The 25,676-nt window shown below is 42.7% G+C and carries 28 protein-coding genes and 2 tRNA genes; 13 read left to right on the top strand and 17 right to left on the bottom strand.

Annotated elements, in window-relative coordinates; genetic code table 11:
- Positions 1-101 precede the first annotated feature (101 nt).
- The 9 genes from rpmE (at position 102) to IKL48_04740 (ending at position 9,503) form a co-directional block, all read left to right on the top strand.
- The gene (rpmE, locus tag IKL48_04780) at positions 102-446 is read left to right on the top strand and encodes a 50S ribosomal protein L31 (protein ID MBR3603972.1); all 345 of its coding nucleotides are present in this window, start codon (positions 102-104) and stop codon (positions 444-446) included.
- A gap of 88 nt (positions 447-534) precedes the next feature.
- The gene (prfA, locus tag IKL48_04775) at positions 535-1,593 is read left to right on the top strand and encodes a peptide chain release factor 1 (GenBank protein ID MBR3603971.1); all 1,059 of its coding nucleotides are present in this window, start codon (positions 535-537) and stop codon (positions 1,591-1,593) included.
- 18 nt (positions 1,594-1,611) lie between these two features.
- Positions 1,612-2,583 (top strand): glycosyltransferase family 9 protein, encoded by a 972-nt coding sequence (locus tag IKL48_04770; protein ID MBR3603970.1) that lies wholly within the window; start codon positions 1,612-1,614, stop codon positions 2,581-2,583.
- On the top strand, positions 2,580-3,428 hold the full coding sequence (gene prmC, locus IKL48_04765; protein MBR3603969.1) for a peptide chain release factor N(5)-glutamine methyltransferase: 849 nt from the start codon (positions 2,580-2,582) through the stop codon (positions 3,426-3,428). Before IKL48_04770 ends, prmC begins: the two co-directional genes overlap by 4 nt.
- A gap of 11 nt (positions 3,429-3,439) precedes the next feature.
- Entirely contained in the window at positions 3,440-4,711 is a 1,272-nt protein-coding gene (gene murA / locus IKL48_04760; protein MBR3603968.1) for a UDP-N-acetylglucosamine 1-carboxyvinyltransferase, read from the top strand.
- Positions 4,701-5,930, top strand: coding sequence for a bifunctional folylpolyglutamate synthase/dihydrofolate synthase (locus tag IKL48_04755; protein ID MBR3603967.1), 1,230 nt, complete (start codon positions 4,701-4,703; stop codon positions 5,928-5,930). Before murA ends, IKL48_04755 begins: the two co-directional genes overlap by 11 nt.
- A gap of 65 nt (positions 5,931-5,995) precedes the next feature.
- Positions 5,996-7,918, top strand: a complete 1,923-nt coding sequence (locus tag IKL48_04750) for a hypothetical protein (protein ID MBR3603966.1) — start codon at positions 5,996-5,998, stop codon at positions 7,916-7,918.
- 53 nt (positions 7,919-7,971) lie between these two features.
- Positions 7,972-9,051 (top strand): D-alanine--D-alanine ligase, encoded by a 1,080-nt coding sequence (locus IKL48_04745; GenBank protein ID MBR3603965.1) that lies wholly within the window; start codon positions 7,972-7,974, stop codon positions 9,049-9,051.
- Complete coding sequence (locus IKL48_04740; protein MBR3603964.1) at positions 9,048-9,503, top strand: hypothetical protein; 456 nt, start codon at positions 9,048-9,050, stop codon at positions 9,501-9,503. The genes IKL48_04745 and IKL48_04740 overlap by 4 nt, the downstream gene beginning before the upstream one ends.
- Positions 9,504-9,536: 33 nt before the next feature.
- On the opposite strand, the gene tgt is transcribed toward IKL48_04740, so the two are convergent.
- On the bottom strand, positions 9,537-10,703 hold the full coding sequence (gene tgt / locus IKL48_04735; protein MBR3603963.1) for a tRNA guanosine(34) transglycosylase Tgt: 1,167 nt from the start codon (positions 10,701-10,703) through the stop codon (positions 9,537-9,539).
- A gap of 77 nt (positions 10,704-10,780) precedes the next feature.
- On the opposite strand from tgt, the gene IKL48_04730 reads away from it, so the two are divergent.
- Positions 10,781-11,350, top strand: a complete 570-nt coding sequence (locus IKL48_04730) for a hypothetical protein (GenBank protein ID MBR3603962.1) — start codon at positions 10,781-10,783, stop codon at positions 11,348-11,350.
- Between the two features lie 28 nt (positions 11,351-11,378).
- Here the strand turns inward: IKL48_04730 and queA are convergent, their stop codons facing one another.
- The 6 genes from queA to IKL48_04700 form a co-directional block, all read right to left on the bottom strand.
- Entirely contained in the window at positions 11,379-12,413 is a 1,035-nt protein-coding gene (gene queA, locus IKL48_04725; protein MBR3603961.1) for a tRNA preQ1(34) S-adenosylmethionine ribosyltransferase-isomerase QueA, read from the bottom strand.
- Positions 12,414-12,420: 7 nt separating this feature from the next.
- Positions 12,421-13,530, bottom strand: a complete 1,110-nt coding sequence (locus tag IKL48_04720) for a SpoIID/LytB domain-containing protein (protein ID MBR3603960.1) — start codon at positions 13,528-13,530, stop codon at positions 12,421-12,423.
- The gene (gene ruvB, locus IKL48_04715) at positions 13,530-14,549 is read right to left on the bottom strand and encodes a Holliday junction branch migration DNA helicase RuvB (protein ID MBR3603959.1); all 1,020 of its coding nucleotides are present in this window, start codon (positions 14,547-14,549) and stop codon (positions 13,530-13,532) included. Before ruvB ends, IKL48_04720 begins: the two co-directional genes overlap by 1 nt.
- A complete protein-coding gene (locus tag IKL48_04710; GenBank protein MBR3603958.1) occupies positions 14,546-15,157 on the bottom strand; it encodes a Holliday junction branch migration protein RuvA in 612 nt (203 codons plus the stop codon). Before IKL48_04710 ends, ruvB begins: the two co-directional genes overlap by 4 nt.
- A 77-nt stretch (positions 15,158-15,234) precedes the next feature.
- Positions 15,235-15,801 carry a crossover junction endodeoxyribonuclease RuvC gene (gene ruvC / locus IKL48_04705; protein MBR3603957.1) on the bottom strand — a complete coding sequence of 189 codons (567 nt, stop codon included), beginning with the start codon at positions 15,799-15,801 and terminating at the stop codon, positions 15,235-15,237.
- Positions 15,802-15,874: 73 nt separating this feature from the next.
- Positions 15,875-16,630, bottom strand: a complete 756-nt coding sequence (locus tag IKL48_04700) for a YebC/PmpR family DNA-binding transcriptional regulator (GenBank protein ID MBR3603956.1) — start codon at positions 16,628-16,630, stop codon at positions 15,875-15,877.
- A gap of 90 nt (positions 16,631-16,720) precedes the next feature.
- Here IKL48_04700 and IKL48_04695 point away from each other — a divergent pair, with 90 nt between their 5' ends.
- Positions 16,721-17,431, top strand: a complete 711-nt coding sequence (locus IKL48_04695; protein MBR3603955.1) for a DNA alkylation repair protein — start codon at positions 16,721-16,723, stop codon at positions 17,429-17,431.
- A 224-nt stretch (positions 17,432-17,655) separates the two neighbouring features.
- Here IKL48_04695 and IKL48_04690 read toward each other — a convergent pair.
- A tRNA-Arg gene (locus IKL48_04690) sits at positions 17,656-17,728 on the bottom strand.
- 168 nt (positions 17,729-17,896) lie between these two features.
- Between IKL48_04690 and IKL48_04685 the strand changes: the two genes are divergently transcribed.
- Together IKL48_04685 and IKL48_04680 are read left to right on the top strand one after the other, a co-directional pair.
- Positions 17,897-18,538, top strand: coding sequence for a hypothetical protein (locus tag IKL48_04685; protein ID MBR3603954.1), 642 nt, complete (start codon positions 17,897-17,899; stop codon positions 18,536-18,538).
- A complete protein-coding gene (locus IKL48_04680; GenBank protein MBR3603953.1) occupies positions 18,535-19,632 on the top strand; it encodes a CCA tRNA nucleotidyltransferase in 1,098 nt (365 codons plus the stop codon). The genes IKL48_04685 and IKL48_04680 overlap by 4 nt, the downstream gene beginning before the upstream one ends.
- Positions 19,633-19,678: 46 nt before the next feature.
- Here the strand turns inward: IKL48_04680 and IKL48_04675 are convergent, their stop codons facing one another.
- The 9 genes from IKL48_04675 to IKL48_04635 form a co-directional block, all read right to left on the bottom strand.
- Complete coding sequence (locus IKL48_04675; protein MBR3603952.1) at positions 19,679-20,218, bottom strand: DJ-1/PfpI family protein; 540 nt, start codon at positions 20,216-20,218, stop codon at positions 19,679-19,681.
- A gap of 1 nt (position 20,219) precedes the next feature.
- Positions 20,220-21,665 carry an oligosaccharide flippase family protein gene (locus tag IKL48_04670; GenBank protein ID MBR3603951.1) on the bottom strand — a complete coding sequence of 482 codons (1,446 nt, stop codon included), beginning with the start codon at positions 21,663-21,665 and terminating at the stop codon, positions 20,220-20,222.
- A gap of 42 nt (positions 21,666-21,707) precedes the next feature.
- Positions 21,708-22,529 carry a purine-nucleoside phosphorylase gene (locus IKL48_04665; protein ID MBR3603950.1) on the bottom strand — a complete coding sequence of 274 codons (822 nt, stop codon included), beginning with the start codon at positions 22,527-22,529 and terminating at the stop codon, positions 21,708-21,710.
- 11 nt (positions 22,530-22,540) lie between these two features.
- Complete coding sequence (locus tag IKL48_04660) at positions 22,541-22,900, bottom strand: YraN family protein (protein ID MBR3603949.1); 360 nt, start codon at positions 22,898-22,900, stop codon at positions 22,541-22,543.
- Positions 22,897-23,538 carry a ribonuclease HII gene (locus IKL48_04655; GenBank protein ID MBR3603948.1) on the bottom strand — a complete coding sequence of 214 codons (642 nt, stop codon included), beginning with the start codon at positions 23,536-23,538 and terminating at the stop codon, positions 22,897-22,899. Before IKL48_04655 ends, IKL48_04660 begins: the two co-directional genes overlap by 4 nt.
- 93 nt (positions 23,539-23,631) lie before the next feature.
- Positions 23,632-24,423, bottom strand: a complete 792-nt coding sequence (gene pssA, locus IKL48_04650; GenBank protein MBR3603947.1) for a CDP-diacylglycerol--serine O-phosphatidyltransferase — start codon at positions 24,421-24,423, stop codon at positions 23,632-23,634.
- A 2-nt stretch (positions 24,424-24,425) separates the two neighbouring features.
- On the bottom strand, positions 24,426-25,094 hold the full coding sequence (locus IKL48_04645) for a phosphatidylserine decarboxylase (protein MBR3603946.1): 669 nt from the start codon (positions 25,092-25,094) through the stop codon (positions 24,426-24,428).
- Positions 25,095-25,134: 40 nt separating this feature from the next.
- A tRNA-Leu gene (locus tag IKL48_04640) sits at positions 25,135-25,218 on the bottom strand.
- 44 nt (positions 25,219-25,262) lie between these two features.
- On the bottom strand, positions 25,263-25,673 hold the full coding sequence (locus IKL48_04635; protein MBR3603945.1) for an NYN domain-containing protein: 411 nt from the start codon (positions 25,671-25,673) through the stop codon (positions 25,263-25,265).
- Positions 25,674-25,676: the final 3 nt, after the last annotated feature.

Below are 25,676 nucleotides of genomic sequence, written 5' to 3'. Positions count from 1 at the left end.
AAAAGGGGAAAAGAAAGATTTATGCTTCCATTTCCCCAGTATTTTATGGTAAAATATTCAAGAAGGCGTTTTTGCCCCGTACTATTTTAGAGGAAAATCAAATGAAAGAGAAAATACATCCGAAATATGATTTTGTTGAAGCTACCTGTGCTTGCGGCAACAAATTTACTACCCGCTCCACCGCTAAAACCTTGAAATTGGACATCTGCGCTGCTTGCCATCCGTTCTTTACCGGCAAACAGAAATTGTTAGATACCGAAGGTATGGTGGAAAAATTCAATAAACGTTTTGCTTCTACGGCCGGTAAGACCGTGACCCGCAAACCGAAAACCGAAGTAAAAGCTAAAGCCAAATTGGCCAACAAAGCTGTTTTGAAAAAAGCTGCTTCTGCCAAAAAAGCTACTAAAGCTGAAGCTCCGGCTAAAAAAGAAAAAGCCGCTAAATAGCAACGTTCTTTAAATAAACAGACTCTCGCAACGGGGGTCTGTTTTTTGTTATCAGTACACGTGAATTTGTAAAAAAGGATTTAAAACTATGAATACTTCCAAATATGCAGAGGAATATAAAACATTAGAGCAAGAGTTGATGAGCGGTAGTTTGTCTGCTCAAGAGCTTATGGAAAAGTCTAAACGCCATGCTTTTTTAAAGCCTATTGTAGAAAAAGAAAACGAAATAGCCTCTACTTTAAAAGCCATTGAAGATGACAGAGCCATGATTAAAGACGGCTCTGATAAAGAGATGGCGGCTCTGGCGGCGGAAGAATTGGCAGAGTTGGAAGAAAAATTGCCTCTTTTGCAACAAGAATTGCGTGTTTTGGTCATTCCTCCTGACCCAAATGATTCTAAAAGTATTTATCTGGAAATCCGACCCGGTGCAGGGGGGGAAGAATCGGCCTTGTTTGCTGCAGAACTTTTGCGTGTTTATCAGCATTTTGCCGATGCTAAAGGCTGGAAAACCGAACTTTTGGAATTTACGCCTACCGGTTTAAAGGGTTGTAAATATGTGAGTATGTTTATTAAAGGAGACGGGGCCTATTCTTGGTTGCGTGACGAAGCGGGCACTCATCGTGTACAACGCGTTCCGGATACGGAAACCTCCGGCCGGGTGCATACTTCCACTGTCACTGTAGCCATTATGCCGGAAGCGGAAGATATTGATATTGAAATCAAACCCGAAGATTTGGAGCTGGAAACCTGCCGCAGTGGCGGTGCTGGCGGTCAAAACGTCAATAAAGTAGAAACAGCGGTGCGTATTATTCACAAACCTACCGGTGTAGTAGTGTCTTGTCGCGAAGAACGAAGTCAAGGTAAAAACCGCGAAAAAGCAATGGCTATGTTGAAGGCCAAACTTTATCAAATCGAAGAAGAAAAACGCAATAAAGAAATCTATGATGCACGTAAGAACCAAGTGGGTACGGGGGACCGTAGTGAAAAAATCCGCACCTATAACTTTCCTCAAAGCCGTGTCACAGACCATCGCGTGAATCAAAACTATCACAATATTACCGAAATTATGCAAGGAAGCATTGAAAATATTTTGGAAGATTTACGCAAACTTCGCGTAGAAGAAAAACTTAAAAATTTAGAGTTATAGTTATTGTACAATGTGGGTATGAATACATTGCCTCATATTCAGGATTTGCGTAAGATATTGGTGTTGCGGGGGGACGGTTCTTTGGCAGATGCCATATTGTCTTCTTGCTGTTATCGGGAAATAAAAAAAGCAAATCCAAAAATCAAAATTACGGTGGCCTCTTTTGGGCCGGCCTATGAATTGTTTAAAAATAATTCTTATGTAGATAAGGTGGTTCGCCTTCCCGTTTCTGCCTTAACGGAACAAAAGGTGACTTTTCATTTACTCAGAAAGGCCCTGAAATTGCGCTTAAAGAAGTTTGATTTGGTGTTAGATTCTTCCAATAAAAATTTTTTTGCGTGGCAGTTATTTAAAAAAATAGCCGGCGGAGATAAACTTTTAGATGCTACCACTGCTCCGATAACTCCCTTTGGCGCGCCGGACCAGCATGGCAGTGTGCACGAACAAGCCATTTTAAAACAATTAGGTATTGAAAATCCGGATAAATCTTATGATTTGCCGGTTTCGGCCGGTAGCCGTAAACGGGTGGAAAATTGGTTGGAAAAAAATTCTCTGCCTAAATATATTTTCTTCAATCCGTACGGCTCGGAACAAAAACGCCGTCTTCACCCCGATACGATGAAAGAAATTTGTCATTCTTTTAGACGGTTGGGGATTGCGTTTGTAATTCCTGCCAGACCGCAAGACTTTTTGCGTTTGGTTCAATTTTTCAAAGAGGACAAAGATGTCTTTGTTGGAGAGATTGTGGAGCCGTCGGAACTTTTTGAGTTGGTACGTTTAAGTGCTTTAGTGGTTTCTACCGACAGTTCCATCGTTCACATCGCCTCCGGCTTTGAAAAACCAGGTGTATTCCTATATCACCAACCGACGGTTTTTACCGCTCCGGATAATCCCAAAGCCATCGTGTTGTTAACTCAACAAGAAGATATTAATCTTTTCAAAAGGGAAGATTTGGCCCGCGCGGTGGATTCTTTTCAAGAAAAAATATGACCTTAAAAACACGCACTCAGTGGATAGAATGGGGAAGAAAGGAGCTGGAGCGAGCCGGCACACAGCAACCCCTTGCGGAGGCTGAATTTTTATTAGCGGCTTCTTTGAAAACCAGCCGCACGCGTGTATTGGCTTTTTCTTCTGAACCGGTGCCTCAAAAAGAGGCGGAAACTTTTTGTTTTTTTATTGACCAAAAAAGGCAAGGTTTGCCGGTATCGTATATTACCGGAGAAACAGATTTTTGTACTTTAACCCTACGCAGTGATCAGAGGGCTTTGGCACCCAGACCGGAAACGGAGGAATTGGTGGAATATTGTGCTAAACTTTTTGAAAAAGGGGCCAATCCAAGGATTTTGGATTTATGTACAGGAAGTGGTTGTATCGCGCTTGCTTTAGCAGCCAAATTTCCGCGTGCGCACGTGACGGCAGTGGATATTTCGGCGGAGGCTTTATCTTTAGCGGCAGAAAATGCCCGTTTGTGCAAACTACAGGATAAAGTCTGTTTCCTCCAAAGCGATTTGTTTGCAGAGGTAAATGGTTCTTTTGATTTAATCGTTTCTAATCCACCGTATATTCCTACCTCTCAATTGGAGGAACTTTCGATAGAGGTTCAGCAAGAACCACGCTTAGCCCTAGACGGAGGGGAAGACGGACTGGCGGTGATTGGTCAAATTGCCCGGCTGGCTGCTGATTATTTAAATCCGCACGGGGTGTTGGCTTTAGAAATTGGTCAAGGGGAAGTAGATGCAGTGTGCTCCTTATTTGATTCATCTAAATGGGAAGGCGGTATTAAAAAAGATTTCGCAGGAATAGATCGTTTTGTTTTTGCCCGTCGTAAATTTTAAAGGAGAAAGATATGGATAGATTTTTGGTAGAAGGTGGAAAGCAACTAAAAGGGACCGTTAAGATTAGCGGTTCAAAAAATGCCTGCTTGCCTATATTGGTGGCATCTCTTTTGACGGATGAACCGGTGGTTTTGCATCGAGTGCCTAATTTGCGCGATGTTCGCACCACATTAAAAATTTTGACGGCTTTGGGCAAAAAAACCCAATATGAAAACGGTACGGTCGTCATTACCGCAGACGGTGTATTAAAAAACAGTTTACCTTATGAGTTGGTAAAACAAATGAGAGCCAGTTTTTGGGTAGCGGGGCCTTTGTTGGCGCGTTTTAAAGCGGCTGAAATACCTTTGCCTGGCGGCTGTGCTTTAGGTGCTAGACCTGTGGATATTCACTTAAAAGGATTTGAAAAATTAGGAGCCAAAAGTTCTACCGAACGCGGAAATGTTATTCTGTCTGCAGAGCAATTAAAACCTGCCAAAATTACATTGCGTTTTCCCAGTGTGGGAGCCACGCAAAATTTAATGATGTGTGCGGCTTTGATTGAAGGGGAAACGGTTCTTGAAAATATTGCCAAAGAGCCTGAAATAGAGGATGTTGCAGAAGTATTGCGCAAGATGGGAGCAGAACTTTTTACAGATGATAAAGGACGTTTGGTAATTCGTGGTAAAAAACGATTACATGGTGTAGAACATGCAGTTGTGGCAGATAGAATAGAAACCGGCAGCTATATTTTAGCCGCCGCAGCCACGCGCGGAGATGTGCGGGTGGAGGATTGTGTGCCGGAGCATAATTCTATTTTGCTTGAGTACATGCAGGAAGCGGGGGTCCCTATGGAGATAGGGGCAGATTATGTGCATGTAAAACCCTATCAAAACTTGCTCAAACCCGTGCGTATTCAAACGGCTCCTTATCCGGGTTTTGCTACGGATTTGCAAGCACCATGGATGGCCTTGATGATTTTGGCAGAAGGGGCCACTGAAGTAGATGAGGTTATTTTTGAGAACCGTTTTATGCACGCACCGGAACTGGTGCGTATGGGAGCAAATATTGTCACGGAAAAGAGCGTAGCGCGTATAACGGGAGTAAAAGATCTTTCGGGTGCGCATGTGATGGCTTCGGATTTGCGTGGCGGATTTGCCCTTTTAATGGCAGGTTTATGTGCCAAAGGCATTACCGAGATTGAACGTGTGTACCACATTGATCGCGGTTATGAAAATCCGGAAGGAAAACTCAATGCCTTAGGGGCTAAAGTGAGCCGCTATAACCCAGATAAAGATGACTTTTAATCAACTTTACCAACATCTTTTGCAACGCAACGGAGCGGATTTCGGGGTAGGGCAAAAGAAATTCAAAGCATTGCTTTCTCGTTTGGGTAATCCTCATTTGGATTACCCAATCATTCATGTAGCCGGAACAAATGGGAAGGGGAGTGTCTGTTATTTGACAGCATCTGTATTGAAGGAGGCCGGATATAAAACGGGTTTGTTTATTTCTCCGCATTTGTTTTCGCCTTGTGAGCGAATTTCTATCAACCAAAAATGTATTTCTCAAAAAACTTTTGTGACTCTTTGCCTGAAAGTTTTGCAAGCGGAAGAAAAATTGAATTTTTTTGAAGTGTTGACGGCGGTGGCTTTTTTATATTTTTCCCATCAAAAAGTAAATTATGTAGTGTTGGAAACGGGACTTGGCGGGAAAAAAGACCCCACCAATGTTTGCAAACCCATAGCCGGCATGATCACATCTATCGGGTTGGATCATTGTGCCTTGTTGGGAGATACTCTTTTGAAAATTACGCAGCAAAAGGCGGGAATTATCAAGCCCTCCACCCCGATATTTCTGGGGCACTTGCCTCCAAAAGTTCATCAAAAAATAGATAAAATAGCACAAAAACTAAAGGCTCCTGTGATGCCATCTCCCGAAAATCTTTTTAAAATTCAAAAAATAGATTGGGAAAACGGACGGTTTTTTTTGCGCAAAGCAAAAGAGGTGTGGAGTCTATCTACCTTAGGGGAAAAGCAAGTAGAAAATGCAGGTTTGGTTTATAGGCTCTGTCGTTATTTGAAGATACCTGCAGAAACTATCCGCTCAGGCTTTGACAAGGTGAATATTCCCTGTAGATTTGAAGTGGTAAAAAAAGGGAAAAAGACCATTATTTTTGATGGGGCGCATAATCTGCAAGCAGCGGAAAATTTAGTCCATTTTTTTCAAAAAAGTCCTTATTGTGCAAATGCCGCTTTAATTTGCGCTTTTATGAAAGATAAAGATTATGGAGAAATGTTGTCTATCTTCTCGACTTATTTTAACGATTTGTATATTACACGTTTACCACACCGAAGAGCTGCTTCGTTGCAAGAAATGAAAAAAAAGGTAGTTTTAAAAGGAAATCCGGTTTATTTTTCTTCACCCCAAAAAGCCCTTCAAGAAGCCCTTAAAAAACACGAAGTGATTGTTGTAAGCGGGTCCTTTTATTTGGCGGCTCTGCTCCGAACGCGTGTAGGCGCGTAAGGATTGACATTAATCTTCGATTGTGGTTAAATTTATAGTATATTGTTTTATTGTAGCGGGGAAATATGGAAAACGAAAACTTACAACTAGACGGACAAGCGGAAATTACACGTTTTTTGGAAAAATTTAATCAAAATGCTCCGTTAAACGAAAACTCTTTTTCTATCCCCTTTGTGAGGGAGTATTACTCTACCATCCAGAAGCAAGAACAATACGAGCAATCCTTTGAAAAACTAGAAGAAAAAATCCGCGAATTGGAAGAAAAGTTTCAGTCTTCTGCTATTCAAAATCAGCAGATCATGCAAGAGCTTTCCCTTACGCGTAAAGCGGTGGAAAAGCAAAATAACAAAGAAGCCTTCTTTGCCAATATTAGCACTACTATTGCTAATTTAAAAGAAAGTGTAGAAAATCTTTCCCGCGCGCAGCAAACAGCTCGCATCTATGATCCAACCACTGCGCCCAACCGTGTTTTTGATGCGCCGACCCAAATTTCTGCCGGTGAGTATGTGGCTATGTCTTCTTATTTTCCGGAGAGTTATCGTTCTGCTCAGCAGGCTAAATTGCATGCGGAACGTGCCGAAAAAGAGAAGGCGCTGTCCAATTTAACGTTGGAGCGTTTGGCTAAAAATGAAGCCTTGTCTTCTTTGCAAGTAGAAAAAGCAGCCAAAACAGAAGCGTTGGCAAGCCTGGAAACGGAAAAAACAGCCAAAGAAAAAGCACTTTCTGATTTGACGGCCGAGCGTTTGGCTAAAAATGAAGCCTTGTCTTCTTTGCAAGCGGACTTGCAAGCGGAGAAAGAGGCAAAACTTGGTGCATTGGCAAGCCTAGAAACGGAAAAAATGGCCAAAGCAGAAGCATTGGCAAGTTTGGAAACAGAAAAAACGGCTAAAGAACAGGCTTTATCTGAGTTGAGTGGACTAAAAGCCCGTACGGAGATGGTGGAAACTCAAATTCAAAGCGGAAAAGAAGAAAAAGAACGTTTTATTAGCAGTTTGCGTCAAAAAACTTCACAACTCAAAGCCGTAAATGTTGCTTTAGACAGAGAAATTAAAAAGGTACAACAAGAAAAAATAGAGGCTCTTCGTAAATCTGCCGAGCAAGCAAAAGAAATCCTTTCTCTGCGCGATGCTTTGACCGCTGCAGAAGAGCGCTTTAAATCCTTTGACTTTGAAGGTCGTATTATTTCCATTAAACGCCAATACGAACATAAAGTAAGTACTTTAGAAACACAACTGCACGAAATTTCCAATACCTGTATGAAGCAAGTAGAGGAAATAGAATCTTTAAAAGAAGAAAACTTAAAATTACACAAAATTGCTGAAGAAAGAGAGCAGTTGGCTGCGTTGTATGAGGCCAAAACACGCGAATTAGAGGCTTTGCGTTTATCTGTGGCGCAACTTCGCTCTGAAGAAGGAAAAACCAATCAGGCTCGTTTGGCTGCTTTTACGCGCCGTATGCAGAGATTGCAAGAAGAACATGAATCCTTGTCCGTGCGCTTAACGCAAGCGCAGGAAGCCTTAAAAATGGTCAGCGCAGAAAAGAAAACGTTAGAAGAAAATTTCAAAATATTGCTCGGTAAAATCGAGAAAAATGATGAAGTGATTGAAACCTTAAAGCAAAAAATTGAGGTTTTAACGGAAGAAAACAAAGAATTAAGAACCCGTTCTTCTGTTAAAAATGTACGTGAACCGAATCCTAAACCGGTAAAAGAGCCGGTGACGGTGCGCCAACCTGCGCAGAGCAAAAAGGCTGCCAATACATTGCATGCCGCCAAAACCATGCAGGATGCTTTGCCTGAGCCGGAAGCTGCCCCTGTAGGTATGCAAAATACTATGCGTCCTAAAGTACAGACAGAGGCAGACCTGCCGGAAATTCGCGTAGCAGAACCTATTGCTCAAGAGCAACTCTACAACGGAGAGGATTTCTTGGAAAAAACGGACAGTTTTATTGGACGGATGAAATGGTCCATCTTTAGGGAAGATAAATAAATTTGATTCTAAAAAAGCCTGAGTCAAATCAGGCTTTTTATAAGTATAAATATATGATTAAAAAAATGCAAGTGGCCGTTTTATACGGCGGAAAATCAACCGAACATGAAGTTTCTGTTCATAGTGCCCAAACCGTTTGTTCCGTTTTGGCCTCCAGCGAAAAATACGAAGTGCTACCCATTTTTATTGATAAAGAAGGATATTGGTTTTTACAAAAGCAGTGTGGAGAGAAAACGCAAAATGATATTGCGGTGACACCGGTAATTTCCTCACAAGGAAAGATTTTTATTCCTTCCACGCAAACCTATCTTTCGCCGAAAGTTTTTTTCCCGGTATTACATGGAAGCAACGGAGAGGACGGCACTTTACAGGGGCTTTTAGAGTGTTTAGATATTGCTTATGTGGGGTGTGGAGTGCTGGCCTCTGCTATGGGCATGGATAAGGAAACCTCTAAATGGGTTTCTTTGCAACAGGGGGTTGCTACATTACCTTACCAAAAGATTTCCCGCGACACATCCTATAATAAAAAAGAGTTGGAGAAATGGGTGGCGCAAATCGGATACCCTGTATTTGTCAAACCGATTCGTCTAGGTTCTTCTATCGGGGTCACCAAAGTTAAAAAAGAGGAGGACTTACATCAAGCAATAGATTTTGCCTTCCGTTTTGACAGTGACGTTTTGGTAGAAAAAGGATTAGAAAAACCGCGAGAGGTATTTTGTGCCTTGTTGGGAGAGGGGGAAAGCATTCGCAGTTCCGAATGTGGAGAGTTGAAAACCCTTGATGCCGAATTTTTTGATTATCAAGCCAAATATATTACAGTGGGCGGTTGTGAAACGCGTGTGCCGGCAGAAATTCCTGCCCAAACGCGCGCGGCTATTCGTCAAGGAAGTGAGCAGGTTTTCCGTGCTATGCGCGGTAGTGGTTTAGCGCGGGTAGATTTTTTGATAGACCAAGAAGGAAAGGCCTGGTTTTCGGAAATTAATACTTTGCCCGGTATGTCTGAAACTAGCTTGTATCCGCAGCTTTTTGAGGCGGTGGGGATTGCTTATAAAGATCTGCTGGAAGAACTGATTTCTATTGCCCTTAATCTATATCAACGCAAGCAAGGTTTAACTGTGGAGAGAATGCCATGAAATCCTTAGGACACCGTTTTCTTCAGTTGCCTTTTTTGTTGAAAATTATTTGGATTTTCTGCTTGTTGGGCACTATCCTGAATGCCATTTTTATTTTTCGTGATTTGCAAGGAAACGGTATCCTTCTTCGTTTGCATATAGGGTTTTTTATCTTGTATGTTGGTCAAGTAATTTTTATATTGTTAAAAGAGCGCATGGTGTGTGTGTTGTCTTTATTGCAGGCCTTATTGGCTTTTTTAACCAATTTAGATTTTACTTTTGTTCCGTTGGGGCGTATTGTGGGATATAGCGTATATACTTACTATGATGGGCTAAGCCTTGAAGCGATGGAAGTATATAAATATGTTTTTGTTTCTTTTTGCTTTACACTAGAGATGTTAAAAACATGGTTTTTGTTTGCCTTATTGCCGGCCCCGAAGAAAAAAGAAAATCTTGAACAAACGCAAGTTTAATAAAAAAACCCGCTCTAAGGAGCGGGTTTTTTATTATTGGTACTTCTTGATAAACTCTTCTTTAAACTGCAAGAAAGTGCCGTTTTCTATGGCTTCTCTGACCCGCTCCATTGTGCGTGTCAAGAAGCGGATATTATGCATAGATAAAAGGCGATGGCTGGTCAGTTCTCCGCTTCTGAATAAATGGCTTAGATAGGCGCGAGAATAATTGCGACAGGCAAAACAGTCACAGTTTTCATCTAAGGGGCGTTCATCTAAGCGGTAGCAGGCATTTTTGATATTCATACGGCCTTCATCAGTCATGACCATACCATTGCGTGCCACACGCGTAGGCCACACGCAATCAAACATATCCACACCGCGTTCTACAGAGTTCAAAATTTCCACCGGAGTACCTAACCCCATAAAATAGCGGGGTTTATTTTCCGGCAGGTTTTCGGTCACAGCCAATACAGCCTCGTTCATTTGTTCTGATGTTTCACCTAAAGATAAACCACCTAAGCAATACCCATGCGTCGGCAGTTCTGCCATATGCAGGGCTGCTTCTTTGCGCAAATCGGGGAAAATAGACCCTTGAATAATGCCAAACAAGAGAGAGTTATTAACGGTAAAAGAACCGTCTGTATTTTGAACGATGTCTTGTTGGGGGACCACTTTTTGATAATGAGCTGCTGCTCGCACTGCCCAACGTTTGGTTTGTTCTAGGGCTTGGCGTGCATCATGTTTAGAGGGGTCTTTTGCGTGGATACAAACGTCTAACATGGTCCAAATATCGGAGCCTATTTCATTTTCAAATTCAATCACATTTTCCGGTGTAAACAGATGTTTTGTACCGTCATGATGAGAGCGAAATAAGACGCCTTCTTCGCTAATTTTTCGAAATTGAGATAAACTGTATACCTGAAATCCGCCGGAATCGGTTAAAATACTGCCGTCCCACTTCATGAATTTGTGCAAACCGCCTAATTGTTTTAATGTCTTGGTGCCGGGACGTAAATATAAGTGATAAGTGTTTGAAAGCAAACACTCGGCATGAATGTCTCTTAAATCGGCAGAGGTCAAGGCTTTGACGCTGGCTTGGGTAGCCACCGGCATAAACACGGGGGTTTTGACCGGACCGTGCTTAGTGTATAAAATACCCGTACGTGCTTTACTTTGCGGGTCTTTGGTTAATATTTTAAAAGGGGAATTCATATTCATATTTTATCAAATTGAGAGGCAGCGGGAAAATGGCTCTGCCGTAAAGAATTTGGTACAATGAAATAACACTTCTCACTATGAAAACATATACGTTGGAACAACTAAAACCTTTTTTTATCGGACAGGGCTCTGAAAGAGTTTGTTATCATTCGCCCCAAAATCCTTCTTACGTTATTAAATTAAGTCCCAAAAACCGCGTTAAACAGACTAAGCGGGAGTTGGCTTATTTTGAGTTTTTAAAAAACCACAAAGTCCCTTTTACGCATTTACCCGAGTTTGGAGGGGTAGTGAGTGTGAAAGGATATATTGGTTTTGAACAACAAGCGGTGGTTAATCTCGATGGTAGTTTATCACAAACATTGGCGGAATATTTTCAGACTCATTCGGTAGAGAGTGTGCCTTTGAAAGCCTTGTTGGAAGATTTATATGCCTATATGTATAAATACAACATATTGCCTTGTGATTTGAACAAGAACAATATTTTAATTCAATTTGAAAAAAACGGGCCCAAACTGGTGCTGGTGGACGGTATCGGAAATACGGATTTTATCCCTTTGGGCCAGTATTGGAAATGGTGGGGGAGAAGGAAAATCGCTCGTAAATGGCCGCGTTTTATGAAAAAAGAGATAGATCCTTTGTTTCAGTAAAAAACCCCGCTAAAAGCGGGGTTTTGATTTATAAAATCATCATGCTGTCACCAAAGGAGTAAAAACGATATTTGTTTTCCACCGCTTGGCTATAGGCTTGATAAATAAAGTCCTCCGTAGCAAAGGCCGTCACCATGCATAGAGGGGTAGAATCCGGAAAGTGAAAGTTGGTAATCAGACAGTCAATAGCTTTAAACTGATAACCGGGATAAATAAACAAATCCGTCCATTTTTTCCCTGCGGAGGTAATGCCGTTTTCAGTAAAACTTTCTAAAGTGCGCGTGCTGGTGGTACCAACGGAAAAAATGCGTTTTCCATTTTGACGGGCGGCATTAACGGTGGCGGCCGTTTCAGGGGAGACTTCTCCCAATTCGGCCAACATGGTATGCTCTTGCGGTTCTCCGCGTAAAGGTTTAAACGTACCCCAACCTACATGCAGGGTAATATAAGTAATATGCACACCTTTATCTTTTAACTTTTGCAACAGTTCATCTGTAAAATGAAATCCTGCCGTTGGAGCGGCGATGGATCCTTCATGCTTGGCATAGACGGTTTGATATCTTTCTTTATCGGTAGATAAACTGGGGGTGAGACCCTCGTGTTTGCGTGCTTTTTCAATATATACCGGCAACGGCATGAGCCCATGAGCATGACAAAAGGGTAAAATGTCATCTTGATTAAATTCAATTAATACTTCATTGTTGGGGGTTTTGCCCAGCATTTTTCCGGTTAAGCCGTCTGCAAAATCCAATTCGGCATTTTCTTTGTAATCGCGGGTGAGCACCGTCCATACGCGCGGATTTTCCTGCGGACGAACCAGCAATACCTCCACCTTTCCGCCGGTGGATTTATGAGCAAATAATTTGGCGGGGAAAACTTTGGTGTTGTTGAGCACCAATACGTCCCCTTCATTAAAATATTCGCTGATATCGCGAAATACACGATGCGTGAGAGTTTGTTCCTTGCGGTTAAGTACCATCAAGCGAGAGCTGTCTCTCGGGGTGGCCGGTTGTTTGGCAATCAAGGGGTCTATATTAAATTTTTTAAAGCGTTCAAAAGCCATAAAGTCCTCACAGTTCCGTTAGTTTTGCCGACGGGAAATAATTAGATAAAATTTGTTGATAGGTTTTTCCTTCTAATGCCATGCCTTTTGCCCCGTCTTGACACATGCCAATGCCATGCCCGTAGCCATGTCCGTTAAAAGCAAAACCACGATTGTTTTTCTTAATATCGGTCAATTTGCAACTCTTAAGCAAAGATGCTCCTACCGCCAAACGGAATTTGGCGCAGGAAAGTTCTTTTTTGCCTTTATTGGTAGTAAATTCCAAATTGACGGCGCGCTTGCTGGAGGTGCGGCTGGCTACTTTGATTTTGCGCACACTGCCTTGAAGACCGTTTTTGTTGACAAAGGTATTAATAGACTTTTGCGGTACGGTGTTGGCCCAAGTATAACTTTTGCTATGTTTGTCAAAATAGCAAGAAGCTCCTTGTAAAGGTTTAACAGTGGGGCCTTTAGCGCCTGTCCAAATTTTGGCATCATCGGTACCTCCGCCGCAATTAGCATGATAATAAGTGTGAAAGGGTTCGTCTTTGTAGGTCAGCACGAGGCCTTTGGTTGCCTCAACGGCTTGTTTTACGCTGTCATACACCTTGCCTGAACCTTTGTACATTTGGTCACGAGTATCATTATACAGATCAAAATCGGCACGTTTTTTGGTTTTAAGTTGCATCAGGGTATAGGTGCGGGCGGATACGGCTTGCGCCTTTAAGGCTTCTAAAGGCCAAGAGTAGCTCATTTCATAAGGAAGCACTCCTAAAAGGTAATCCTCTATATCAGTATGTTCCACAATGATAAAAGTGTTGCCTTTGGGTATGGCATAAAATTTGCCCGTATAAGTATTTTTTTGAAAGGTGAGTTTTGTGCTTTTTGCCGGCTCAATAATCAGCGTTTTATCGGTTTTCAAGGTGCCCAAAGAGAGTTTTCCGTTAGAGAAGGATATCTGTAATGTTTCCGGTTTGCTTACTTTGTATTTTTTTCCGTCTTGCTCATAGACATAGACAAGCCCCGAACTTTGCACTTGGGCCTTTTTCAGATCGTCGGCCAACAAAACGCGCAGTTCTTTGGCAGTAAGGGAACAGGTGCAGAAAAAAACAAGAAAAATAAACAAGATTTTTTTCATTAAAACAAAAGTCCTTCATGTTGTGTTTTGCCTAAATGGTCATAGGCTTTTTTGGTGGCTACACGTCCGCGTGGGGTGCGTGCAATAAAGCCGGCTTTAATAAGGAAAGGCTCTATGGCATCGGTTAATGTGTCCACTGCTTCAGAAACGGCAATAGCCAAATTCTCTACCCCCACGGGGCCGCCGCCAAACCGGTCAATCAAAGCCTCTAAAATGCGTTTGTCCACACTATCCAAGCCTTCACTGTCAATGTCCAGAGCGGTCATGGCGGTGATAGCGATTTCTTTGGTAATAATGCCTTGTCCTTTGACTTGGGCAAAATCTCTGGCGCGGCGCAAAAGGCGGTTGGCAATACGCGGTGTACCGCGTGAGCGTTTGGCTAATTCTCTCAGGCCTTCTCTGTCTGCAGCAATGTTTAACAGGCGCGCAGAACGAGCCAAAATATCGGTGATTTCTTTGACTTCATAAAATCCTAAGTTAAACACAATGCCAAAACGGTCACGCAAAGGACCTGTCAAAAGGCCTGAGCGTGTGGTGGCCCCGACTAAGGTAAATTTGGGTACGGCCAATTTTAACGTGGTAGAGCCTGCCCCTTTGCCTGTATTGATAAAGAAGGTAAAATCTTCCATTGCGGGGTATAAGGCTTCTTCTACGGCAGGGTTTAGGCGATGAATTTCATCTACAAACAAAATATCCCCATCAGAAAGTTCTGTAGTCAGCATAGCAGCCAAATCGCCGGGTCTAGCCAGTACGGGGCCGGAAGTGACCTTAATATTCACACCCATTTCACGAGATAAAATATTAGCCAGCGTGGTTTTACCCAGACCGGGAGGAGAATAAAATAAACAATGGTCCAAAGATTCCCCGCGAGATTTAGCCGCTTCAATAAAAATGCGTAAGTTGTCTTTAAGTTTATCTTGTCCGACAAACTCATCTAAACTTCCGGGCCGCAAGGCTGCTTCCAAGCCGTTGGATTCATCAGCTAATTGATTGACGTTTAACACTTCGTTTTGGTTCATTTTTTCAATACCCGTAAAGCTTCTTTAATGATATGCTCAATTTTATCGTTGGGGCTGATACCCTCTTGATACAACTGCTCAATAGCGCGGCGACTTTCGGCGGCGGAATAACCTAAAGCCGTTAAGGCTTCTAAAACATCACTCATATAAGGGACCTCATCAAGCACTTTAATTTTACTAGAGCCCTGCACAGTGATAGCGTCTATTTTATCCTTCAAAGAGTTAATCAGTTTTTCTGCCGTTTTGGAGGTAAATCCAAAAATTCCCGTTAAAATTTTAGGGTCGCGCTTAATGATTGCATTATGAAAATCGGCTACGGAACGCAGTGCCTTGTTTAAATATTCTAATGCCTTTTTTGCACCCGTATTGGGAATGGAACTTTTAAATAAAGCCCAAAGTTCTTTATCTTCTTTAGACAAAAATCCGTACAAAACCGTTCCATCGTACGGAGAGATAGATTCCGCTATGTAAAGGGTGGCTTCTCGTCCGCTTTCCAACATTTGAGCAGAGCCTTTGGCGAGGTTTACTTCATACCCTACTCCGCCACAGACGATAATGGCACTTTCTTCGTTGACTTCCAAAATTTGTCCTTTGAGGTATGCAATCATAGGGTTATTTTAGCATATTTAAGGGAGCAGACGGCTAGGTTGTAGAGAATGCGAAAAGATGCTCTTTTTTGCAGATATTATTTCTTTTTGATTTGAGCTTCTTTGGCGGCTTTTAACTTAGCCAAAAAGGCCGCTTTGACATTTATCATGTTGTTTAACGGTGCGGTTTTTTGGTGACAAATACCGATAGCGACGGCATCTGCCACGTCATCGGGAGAGGGAGCTTTATCTAAATTTAAGGTTAGTTGTACCATGCGTTGTACTTGTTTTTTGTCAGCCGATCCGCAGCCGCATAATTGCATTTTTACCCGTTTGGGTGGATAAAAGGAAATGGTTTTGCCGGCTTGTTCACAAGCCAAAATAATCACTCCGCGTGTCATGATGGTATTGGCCATTGTAATTGCGCGTTTCAAGAAAAAGTTTTGCTCCATAGCCACTTGGTCGGGCTTGTATTGAGCCAAGATTTTTTGAAATTCGCTATAAATATAATTTAAGCGAACGGGCAAATCTTGCCCTGCCTGTGTATGAATCAATCCGCACGCAATGAGCCCCAGTTTGGCTCTTTCATCACGGCTGAGTACTGCCCAGCCGGTGCGGTCTAAACCGGGATCTATGCCTAAAACAATGGAAGATTTCTGATTCATATACAAATTACACTCTTAAACAAACCGCCCGTTTCCTTGCGGTCGCGGGCGGTATTAGGTTTCTTGCAAAAACTTATTTGTCTAATTTAGCCATAATATCATCGGGGATATTATAGTTGGAGTAGACGTTTTTGGTATCGTCGTGATCGTCAAGTTCGTCCATCATTTTCATCAAAGATTCAGCGGTATGTTCGTCATTGATGTTCACTTCGGTATCGGGCAGTTTGGTCAGCTCGGCAGATTCCGGAGTAATGCCTTTGGCTTCAATGGCTTTTTTCACTTCGTCAAAGGAAGCATCGGGTGCGGTCAAGACTTCATACACATCACCTTCGGTGCGCACATCTTCGGCACCGGCTTCTAAGGCCAAGTCCATCAGTTCTTCTTCACCGATGGCATCTTTGTTAATGACGATTACGCCTTTGCTTTTAAACATATAAGACACACAACCGGACGTTCCGATAGAACCGCCGCGGCTGGTGAAAATTTTGCGGATTTCAGCGAAGGTGCGGTTTTTGTTATCGGTGGTGCATTCCACAATAACAGCCGTAGAACCCGGACCATACCCTTCGTAGGTAATTTCTTCGTAAGATACACCCGGCAATTGACCGGTACCTTTCATGATAGCGCGTTTGACGTTGTCAGACGGCATGTTGGCCGCGCGAGCATCGTCCATCGCTTTTCTCAAGCGGGGGTTTTGGTCAGGGTTGCCGCCGCTCATTTTGGCGGCGATGGTGATTTCTCTTAAAATTTTGGTAAATACTTTGCCTTTTTTAGCATCAACGAGGGCCTTTTTGTGTTTAATACCGGCCCAGTGCGAATGTCCACCCATGGGTACGCTCCTTACTGCAAGATTAGATACTTTATTCTAGCAAATTTTCCGCATTCAGAATAGGGGAGGGGAAAATGTTAAAATAGTTTTATGAATATAGCCGACGTTATTTTGCAAAAATTACAATCTTTAGCCGACCCAAAAACGGCCGCCATTCAGTTGCGATTTTTCAAAACGGGTAAAGGCCAATACGGTGAGGGGGACCAATTTTTAGGTGTCAGCTTACCGCAAACAAGACGCGTGGTCAAACAGTTTTTTACGCACGCGAATTGGAAAGATTTGGAAAAATTATTTGCTTCTAAATGGCATGAGGCGCGTGCGTGTGCGGTGCTGATATTGGTGGCAAAATTTGAAAAAGCGCAAACGGATCAAGAACGAAAAGAGATTTTTGATTTTTATATTGCACATTTGACGCGGGTGAATAATTGGGATTTGATAGATATTTCCGCCTATAAAATAATAGGAGCGTATTTGGCAGATAAAGAAGATAAAAGCATTTTGTTTAAATTGGCACAAAGTGAAAACTTGTGGGAACAACGAGCTGCTATCGTCAGTACGATGTTTTTGGTTAAGCGAGGGGAATTCGGGCCGACGCTCACGTTGGCAGAGCAGTTTTTTACGCATGAGCATGACTTGATGCATAAGTCCACAGGGTGGCTCTTGCGCGAAGTGGGCAAAAAAAACGAATGTGTTTTATGCAAATTTTTAAACAAGCACGCCGCGCGTATGCCGCGCACGATGCTAAGGTATAGCATAGAAAAATTAAGTCCCGCGCAGAAGAAGATGTATATGGGGAAATAAAAACTAGCCAAAAAAATTGCCCCGTTCGATTCCCCTGCAGTCATTTTGTTGACTCAAAATGCCTTCGGGCCGGACCTCGCGGTTTTAGTGGGAAAAAGGTTTTTCAAAGGGATTTGCTTTCAGGCGCGGCGCAAAAATGCGAGTGTATACTGTAAAAGGGGCGGAGCCCGAGGTATCCGAGCATTTGAGCAACAAAGCATCAAAGCAAATATCGAAGAAAAATTTGCCCCGTGCGGGATTCGAACCCGAACCACCGGTTCCGAAGACCGGTACTCTATCCAGTTGAGCTAACGGGGCGTAAAAATCAAAAAAACACAAAAGAACACAAACAACCGTACTTATTTTAGCATTTTTTATACGCAAGACACTGTGTCATTTTTAATTAGTAAAGGACCTAGAAAAAAATAGGTCTTTTTTTTAAAAAAAAATATTTTCATGTTTTTCCATTTTTTGTATAAATTAGATATGAGGTCGATTAAGTTAAACCAAACCTTGACTTGCCCCAACTGCGCTGAGTCTTTTGACGCAGAGCAGTGGACGTTCGTGAATGTCACCCCAAACCCCGAATTGAAAGATGCCGCTTTGGGAGGGGAGTTGAATTTGTTTTGCTGCCCCCATTGCAGCAGCTTCTTCCATGGCGAAAATGATTTTGTGTACTTAGACGAACAGGCAAGCTTGTTGATTTTTGTTTTCTCGGACAAAAATCAGCAAGATAAAAAGGAACTGCTTGCCAAAATGCAGCATGACTATGAGCAGCTGCGTGACACCGTTTTTAAGCAGTTAAATCTGGACTTCGGGCCAATGTGCGTGTTTGGCTTGGAGGAGCTAAAGGAGGTGGTAGAGAAAGAACAACAACGTACCGATGAGTCAGAAGCCATTGCAGCTGCCGCTGCCGCGTTGGGACTAAAAGTCGCGCGGCTTAAGCCCGAATGGGCGCGGGAACGGGGGTTCCCTTTGTACACGGCGGCTGGGACAGATGAAACGGCAGCTAGTTATGCCGGTTCTGCCCGCAAGGTGCTTAAGTCGGGACTGAAGAGCCCGTTGCTTAAACACTTTGCAGATAAAATGGAAGAAGGGGGCGGCGCAGATGCGCCCGAAGTATTATGATACCGAGAAAACATAAGGAATTGTTGCAAACCATCGGCCAATATGCCGATAAATTAGGACTGAAGGCTTGGGTAGTTGGGGGAGCTGTCCGAGACTTTTATTTAAAGAAGGACACTAAAGACATTGATCTCACATTTGAAGGTTCACCTGAATCCGTTGCCGGATTTTGCGTGAGAATGTGGGGCGGGGAAAAACATAAATTTTCCCAGTTCAATACCTACCGTGTGACATTGGCAAATGGGCTGAAGTTGGATTTAGTACAAGCCCGTAAAGAACATTACGCCCGCCCGGGTGCTTTGCCACAGGTCACGTTTTCCAATATTAAGGACGACTTGTTCAGGAGGGATTTTACGGCCAATGCGTGGGCGCTGAGTATTTTGCCTAAAAATTTTGGCGCGTCTTATGATCCGTTTGGAGCGAAAAAGGCCATTGATAGCGGTGTCGTGAAAATTTTGCACGACAAGAGCTTTTCCGATGACCCGACACGTTTGTATCGTGCCGCCCGTTTTGCGGGCCGCTTTGGATGGACGATTGACCGGAAAACCTCCCAATTAATGAGTGATGCCTCCAGAGAGGAATATCCGTTTATTCTTTCTCGTGAGCGTGTACGCCAAGAGTTTGTCAAAATTTTGGAAGAAAAGAAACTGCCGGAAGTGTTTGCCTTCTTGGAGCAATATGAACTGTTGCCTTTTATTTATCCGGGTCTGAAATGGAACGATGCTATTTTAAAAGGCAAAAGCATAGAGGCCAAGTTAGGCATTTGTGCATGCTTGTTGGAGGCTAGCGGGCCGGAATTTTTAATTAGCCTGCATTTACCCAAAGAATTAACGCATGAACTAATCGGTGCGTGGAGTGTGGTAGATAGCCAAAAGTCTCCGATGGCGGCACTGTCTGCTTTACAGGAAAGCATTATCCGTGCTGTTTGCCCCGGCTTGAAACGTACGGCCTTACAACCTTGCTTTGTAAAAGGGCGTGAACTACGCGATATGGGCCTGAGCGGACGGAAAATTTCGTCTGCAATGGAACGCTTTTGCAAATTGCAATGGGCCGGCCGCATCGCAAACCGAGATCAAGCCTTAAGTTTCTTGAAATAGAAGCAAACGAAAAAAGCCCCACCTTTAACGGGTGGGGCTTTTGATTTTAGTCTTGATAATAAATATCTTTTTTGGTTTCTTGGACGGTTTCTTCACCGCAAAGAGCGCGTAAAATAGAAAAAGCAAAATCAAAGGTAGCGGCTGCACTTTTGGCGGTAATAATTTTTCCGTCTGTGACGGCGTAATCTTCATGGAAAGTACCGCCGAAATCTTCATTCATGGCCGTATAGCAAGTGTAATTTTTCCCTTGCAAAAGGCCTGCTCTACCTAAAATAGTGGGGCTGGCGCAGATAGCGGCAATAAGTCTGTTGGAAGAAGCAAATTCTTTTAATAAATCTTGCACCCCTTGACTAGCTTCCAATTCTTGCCATTGGGGACCGCCGGGCAAAATGAGGGCGGCATAATTATCATCTTTGAACTCGCTAAATGGTTTAAGCTCCGTACACGTCAGGCCAAAGCGTCCTGTGGCTTCTGCTCCGCGCAGGCTATATACGTCCACTTCCAGCCCGCCTCTGCGCAGCAGGGCATAGGTGCCTACCGCTTCCATTTCTTCAAATCCGTTTGTCACAATCATACATACTTTCATATTAGTTCCCCTTAGTATTTTTTTTACCGCGAATAATGAGCCACATTAGCAATGGATAGGCACATAACAACCCTATTTTAAACTCTATCAAATGACAAGTATTTAAAACAGTAGAAGCCTTATGTACACTGTAAGCGATAACAATGGCTAAAAGACCGATGCCCACTAGTTTGGCGTATTGATAGGGCAAAGGATATACTTTTTGCGTAAAAGTAAACAGAGAGGCTGCCATGACCATATAACTTAAGGCCACTGCCCAGCCTGCTCCTACAATGCCCATGTGCGGTACTAAAAGTAAATTGGTGGTGATGCTGGTGGCTGCTCCTAAAAGTGTAATCCATATCAATACGCGTGTGCGCTTTGTAATTACGGGCCCTACCATGAAATTGATATACAAACCATAGAAGAAATATCCCAACAACACCGGAGCAATGACATTGAGCCCTTGCCAATATTGCGGTGCGATTAAATGGAAATTGCCAAAAATATGGCTTTGGATAATCGTCGGCATCAAGAACACTAAGCCCAACAAAACCCATGAGGCAAAGGCCGTAAAGAAGGTAAGCACTTTGGCAAAGAGTTCTTTGGCATCTTTATCTTTGGCATGTGATAAGAAAAAGGGTCTCCATGCTTGGTCAAACATAGAAACAATCAGCATCATAAATATGCCAATCTTAAAATTTGCCTGATAAATACCCACCTCAGAAAGGCCGACCAATTTTACCAAAATGGGTTTATCAATGACGCTGACCAAAAGGCTTGCCAGACCTGCCGGCACAAAAGGCCATGCAAAGAAAAGCATTTGTTTTTGTAAAGAAAAGTTAAAAGAAACCGGACCTGTTTTTAATTCTTCCCACACGACAGGAGATAAAAGCAACAGAGAGGCCAAAGAGGCAAAGATATTGGCCCAAAAAATAGATTCAACCCCCATTTTATAAACGGCAATAAACAAAACATTACAAAGTACATTGACAATGATAGAGGCTGTTCTTACCCCTGCAAAATACCATGCGCGCCGTTGCAAGCGCAACTTGGTAAAAGCAATCATATTGAGCATGTCTAAAAACAAAATAAATACGGCTAAATGAATCAAATTTACATGGGTGACACCGATGCCTACTGCACTAGCCAAAGGTTTGGACAGTAAAAACATTACCGAGCCTAACACCATACCATACAAAAGCAATCCGTAAAAACAATGTTGAAAAACTTCTTTTTTGTTTTCCGCTTCGCTGGCAAAACGCAGATAACTTTGGTCCATGCCGAACAGAAAGATTACATTGAGTAAAGCGATTAAGGCAAATACCGTAGCGGCTACGCCATATTCGGCAGTAGCCAAATAATAGGTATAAAAAGGAACCAAACAGAAATTGAGCAACCTCGCTATAACAGTGGAGGTGCCGTAAACCAATGTTTCTTTTCCTAAACGTAAAATGGCTTTTGACATACGCAAAATACCCCGCCGCTAGATACGGCGGGGGTATGTAAATTAGATTTTGGGAAGTACGTTTTCCAACAAGTCTTTAAATTTTCCTTCGATTTTTTTGCTTTCGCTGATAGTTTGTTCATGAGAAAGCGGCGTTTTGGAAATGCCACAACCCATATTTGTGACCCACGCAAGCCCCAATACGCGGATACCGCATTGGCGTGCCACCAACACTTCCGGCACTACGCTCATGCCCACTACGCTGGCACCTAGTTTTTTGAAAGCTTTGATTTCAGACGGGGTTTCAAAGTTCGGGCCTGTCACAGCAAAATAGCATCCTTCTTTGGCACTGATTTTTAGTTTTTTAGCGGCATCTAAGGTCACTTTGCGCAATTTTTTATCGTATGCTTCAGACAAATCAAAGAACATGGGGCCAAATTCTTTTTCATGATTGCCGATGAGCGGATTGTTTGCCATAAAGTTAATATGATCACTTAGTACACATACCGAGCCGGGCTGTAACTTCATATCCAAAGAGCCCACAGCGGCAGACACCACCAATTTTTCTACGCCTAACATAAACATGGTGCGGATAGAAATGGCCAAGTCTTTCATCGGGTGTCCTTCGTAATAGTGAAAACGGCCCTGCATGACCATAATATTTTTGCCCTTGTAAGTACCAAAAATCAAATTGCCCGTATGTCCCGGTACAGTGCTTTGCAAAAAACCGGGAATATCAGCATAAGAGATGGTAATTTTCTTGTCCAAAGGGGGAATAGATCCCGCTAAACCGGAACCTGTAATGATGGCGATTTCCGGCTTAAAATTTTTGGTTTTTTTGTTGATATAGGCAACAGCTTTTTTGACTTGCTGAAGTTGAGTCATACGGCCTCCGTTTATAAAGTGCTCCGCGTAGGTGTAAAAGCATTGGGTATATGAGTTGCTTGCTCACCCAGCAGACATATAGCATCAAATCTTATACTATCAAATTTGGGAGCATTTTCCTTAATATATAATACTGCCGTTTGTACGATTTTGTTTTGTTTGCTCTTGGTAATAGCGGCTATGGGGCCGCCAAAGGCATCGCTTTTGCGTTGTTTCACTTCAGAAAAAACCAATGTTTTTCCGTCATAAGAAATAATATCTATTTCTCCGCATTGTTGGCGATAATTGCGCGCAATAATTCGATGGCCTTTACTTAGCAATAAGGCAACGGCTTTATCTTCTGCCAAAAATCCTGCTTGTGTAGTGTTCATGGAAATAAAGTGGGTTGAAAAAAATCTCGTATCGGGGCAAAAGTTTTACGATGTTCCTTACAAGGGCCTAACTTTCGTACAGCCTCAATATGTTTAGGCGTACCGTAGCCTTTGTGAGCGGAAAAACCATAACCGGGATAGAGTTTTTCCAGGGTGTTCATGTATCGGTCTCGAGTCACTTTGGCAATAATGCTGGCTGCGGCAATATTTAGAGATTTGGCATCACCGTCTACAACGGCTTGTTGGCAGAGGGGGAAATCTTTGATTAAATGATTTCCGTCTACCAAAGCAACGGCCTTATGAAGTTTATAAAATTTTTGTGCGGCTCTGCGCATGGCCAAAAATGTAGCCTGCAAAATATTATAACGGTCTATTTCTTCGGCAGAAGCAAACCCTACTCTATACAAAATACCAAGTTGATTCATTCTGTCAAAGATTTTTTCTCTTTTTTGAGCAGTTAATTTTTTACTGTCGTTTACATCTTCAAAATCGCCGTACATGTTGGGGGCAATAAAGCAGGCGCATGCTACTACCGGGCCGGCCAAAGGGCCACGCCCTGCCTCATCAATGCCAAAAAGGGTCAGCGTTTCTAATTTGATGGCCATTTTTTTATCAAATTCTTGCAAAGATGTTTTCACAGAAAGCTCCTTTTGATTTATTGTAGCAATTTCTCAAAATAAATCAAAGAAAAGCCCGTGCTTTTAACACGGGCTTTTAAGAAAAAGGAAAATTTATTTTTCTACTTTAATTCCCTTAAATGCTCTGTAAAAAAGAGCCAATATTCCAAACAAAACATAGGAAGTCATAACAATAAACACAATGTCTTGCGGAAAACGAATAAGCAGTACCACCAATACCACTAATAAAAGCATAGTCCATACACTCATTTTTTTGTTTTCCCGTTTGGATTTAAACGCAGCATACGGAACGGTGGAAACCATCAAAATCGCCATTACCAACATAGCAAAAGCAACCAAATTGTAAATATGCGGTAAAAATACGGGCATCAGACGCAAGTTGTGCCCACCGGACTGCATGATGCTGTAAGAAATAGCAAAAGAGGCTAAAATGGCGGCAGGAGCCGGAACAGGAAGGCCGGAAAAATATTTCTTGGACCCTTCGCCGGCATGGGCCATTGTATTAAATTTGGCTAAACGCAAAACGCCAAAACAGGCATATACACAAGCAATGGGAGCACCCCATAAAGGGTATTGGTGCAACACCATAAAATACATCAAAATAGCAGGAGCAGTGCAGAAAGAAACGGCATCTGCCAAAGAATCCATTTCTACCCCAAATTCACTTTCCGTACCTAACATGCGTGCCACACGACCGTCAAATAAATCAAAAACGGCAGCAATCAAAATAAGCCAACCGGCTTTTGCAAAGTTGCCTTGAGCGGCAGATAAAATAGAAAAGAAACCACAGGCTAAGTTGCCCAATGTAAATAAAGAAGGCGCGGCCGCAGCTCCGGTTTGTTTGATTTTTTGTACGGCTTTTGGCGTATTTTTTTCTTGGGACATAATTATTTCCACAAGGCCAAGACGGTGTTGCCACCTTCTACTTTTTGACCTTCTTTGACGATGATGCGTACGGCATCTTTAGGCAGGTATACCGCTACTTGACTGCCGAAACGAATCAAGCCGATTAAATCCCCGGTTTTTACTTCTTGACCGGGTTTTACCCAGCATTCAATACGGCGAGCAATAGCACCGGTTAATTGCTCTACGTGAGCAAAACGGTCGCTATTCGGGCGGTAGATTTGAATCAAATTGCGTTCATTTTTAGAAGCGGCATCAGGATTGTTGGCAAAAAGGAACAAGCCTTTATGATAGAAAATCTCACCGATTTTCCCGCTTACTGTAGCGCGTTGTACATGGACATCAAAAACGGATAAGAAAATGCGGATAACGATGGAATTGGGGTCATCTTCGGTTTTGATACTAATCACAGTACCGTTGGCCGGGCTGGCAATTTCATCATCAGCAAAAACAGCATTGACTTTGGGAATGCGGAAGAAGAAAGCGCAGAAACAAGCTATCAATAAAAACAGGCCACCGATAAGCCGGAAGCCCAATAACAAGAAAATTACCGCAACAACCATCGCGATAGAAAAAAAACGAAGTCCGGTAGAATGGACCGTAAACACCCAACCAAAGGCCTTTCCCAATGTTCTTTGCAAATCTTCTAACATGTCACCCTCTGCCGGGTCGGCCCGGTCTTTAAAAAAAGAGTGGGCAGGGGGGGACTCGAACCCCCACGGCCTTGCGGCCAACAGATTTTAAGTCTGTCGCGTCTACCAATTCCGCCACCAGCCCTTCTGTTATTATTTTAACAAAAAAAAAGCAAGATTACAATTCTTTTAACGGTAGGATAACTTTAAACTGTTGTAAAATTTCTGACAAAATAGCGTTTTTACACCGATGTCTTTGAGTCTGCTTTGCAAATCTCTATCTGAAGTCACCGCGATAACGCGGCGATTTTGTTGCGCAAGAAAATAGGCTTGCTGGTAAATATAATCGTCAGCGGTATCTTGTTCTGAAAAAATAATATGCACTCCGCCACGATATAAAGGCCCTACAGAGCGGTAAGCACCGTCAAATACTACGCAATACTCATGCATATTATATTTTTCGTCATTAGAAACTTCTTCTAAAAAATCCAAAAAATCCGCCGTCACTTCTTCTTCCGTACGCGCAAATTGCCATAGAAAACTGCGTACTAAGTTGAGTCCGTCAATCAAATAAATGGTAGGTTTAGTGGTGGTGTACATAAA

The organism is Elusimicrobiaceae bacterium (assembly GCA_017520185.1).
Lineage (GTDB): Bacteria > Elusimicrobiota > Elusimicrobia > Elusimicrobiales > Elusimicrobiaceae > Avelusimicrobium.
The sequence above is the reverse complement of the archived record's forward strand: the minus strand, read 5'-3'. Positions and strand labels throughout refer to the sequence as shown.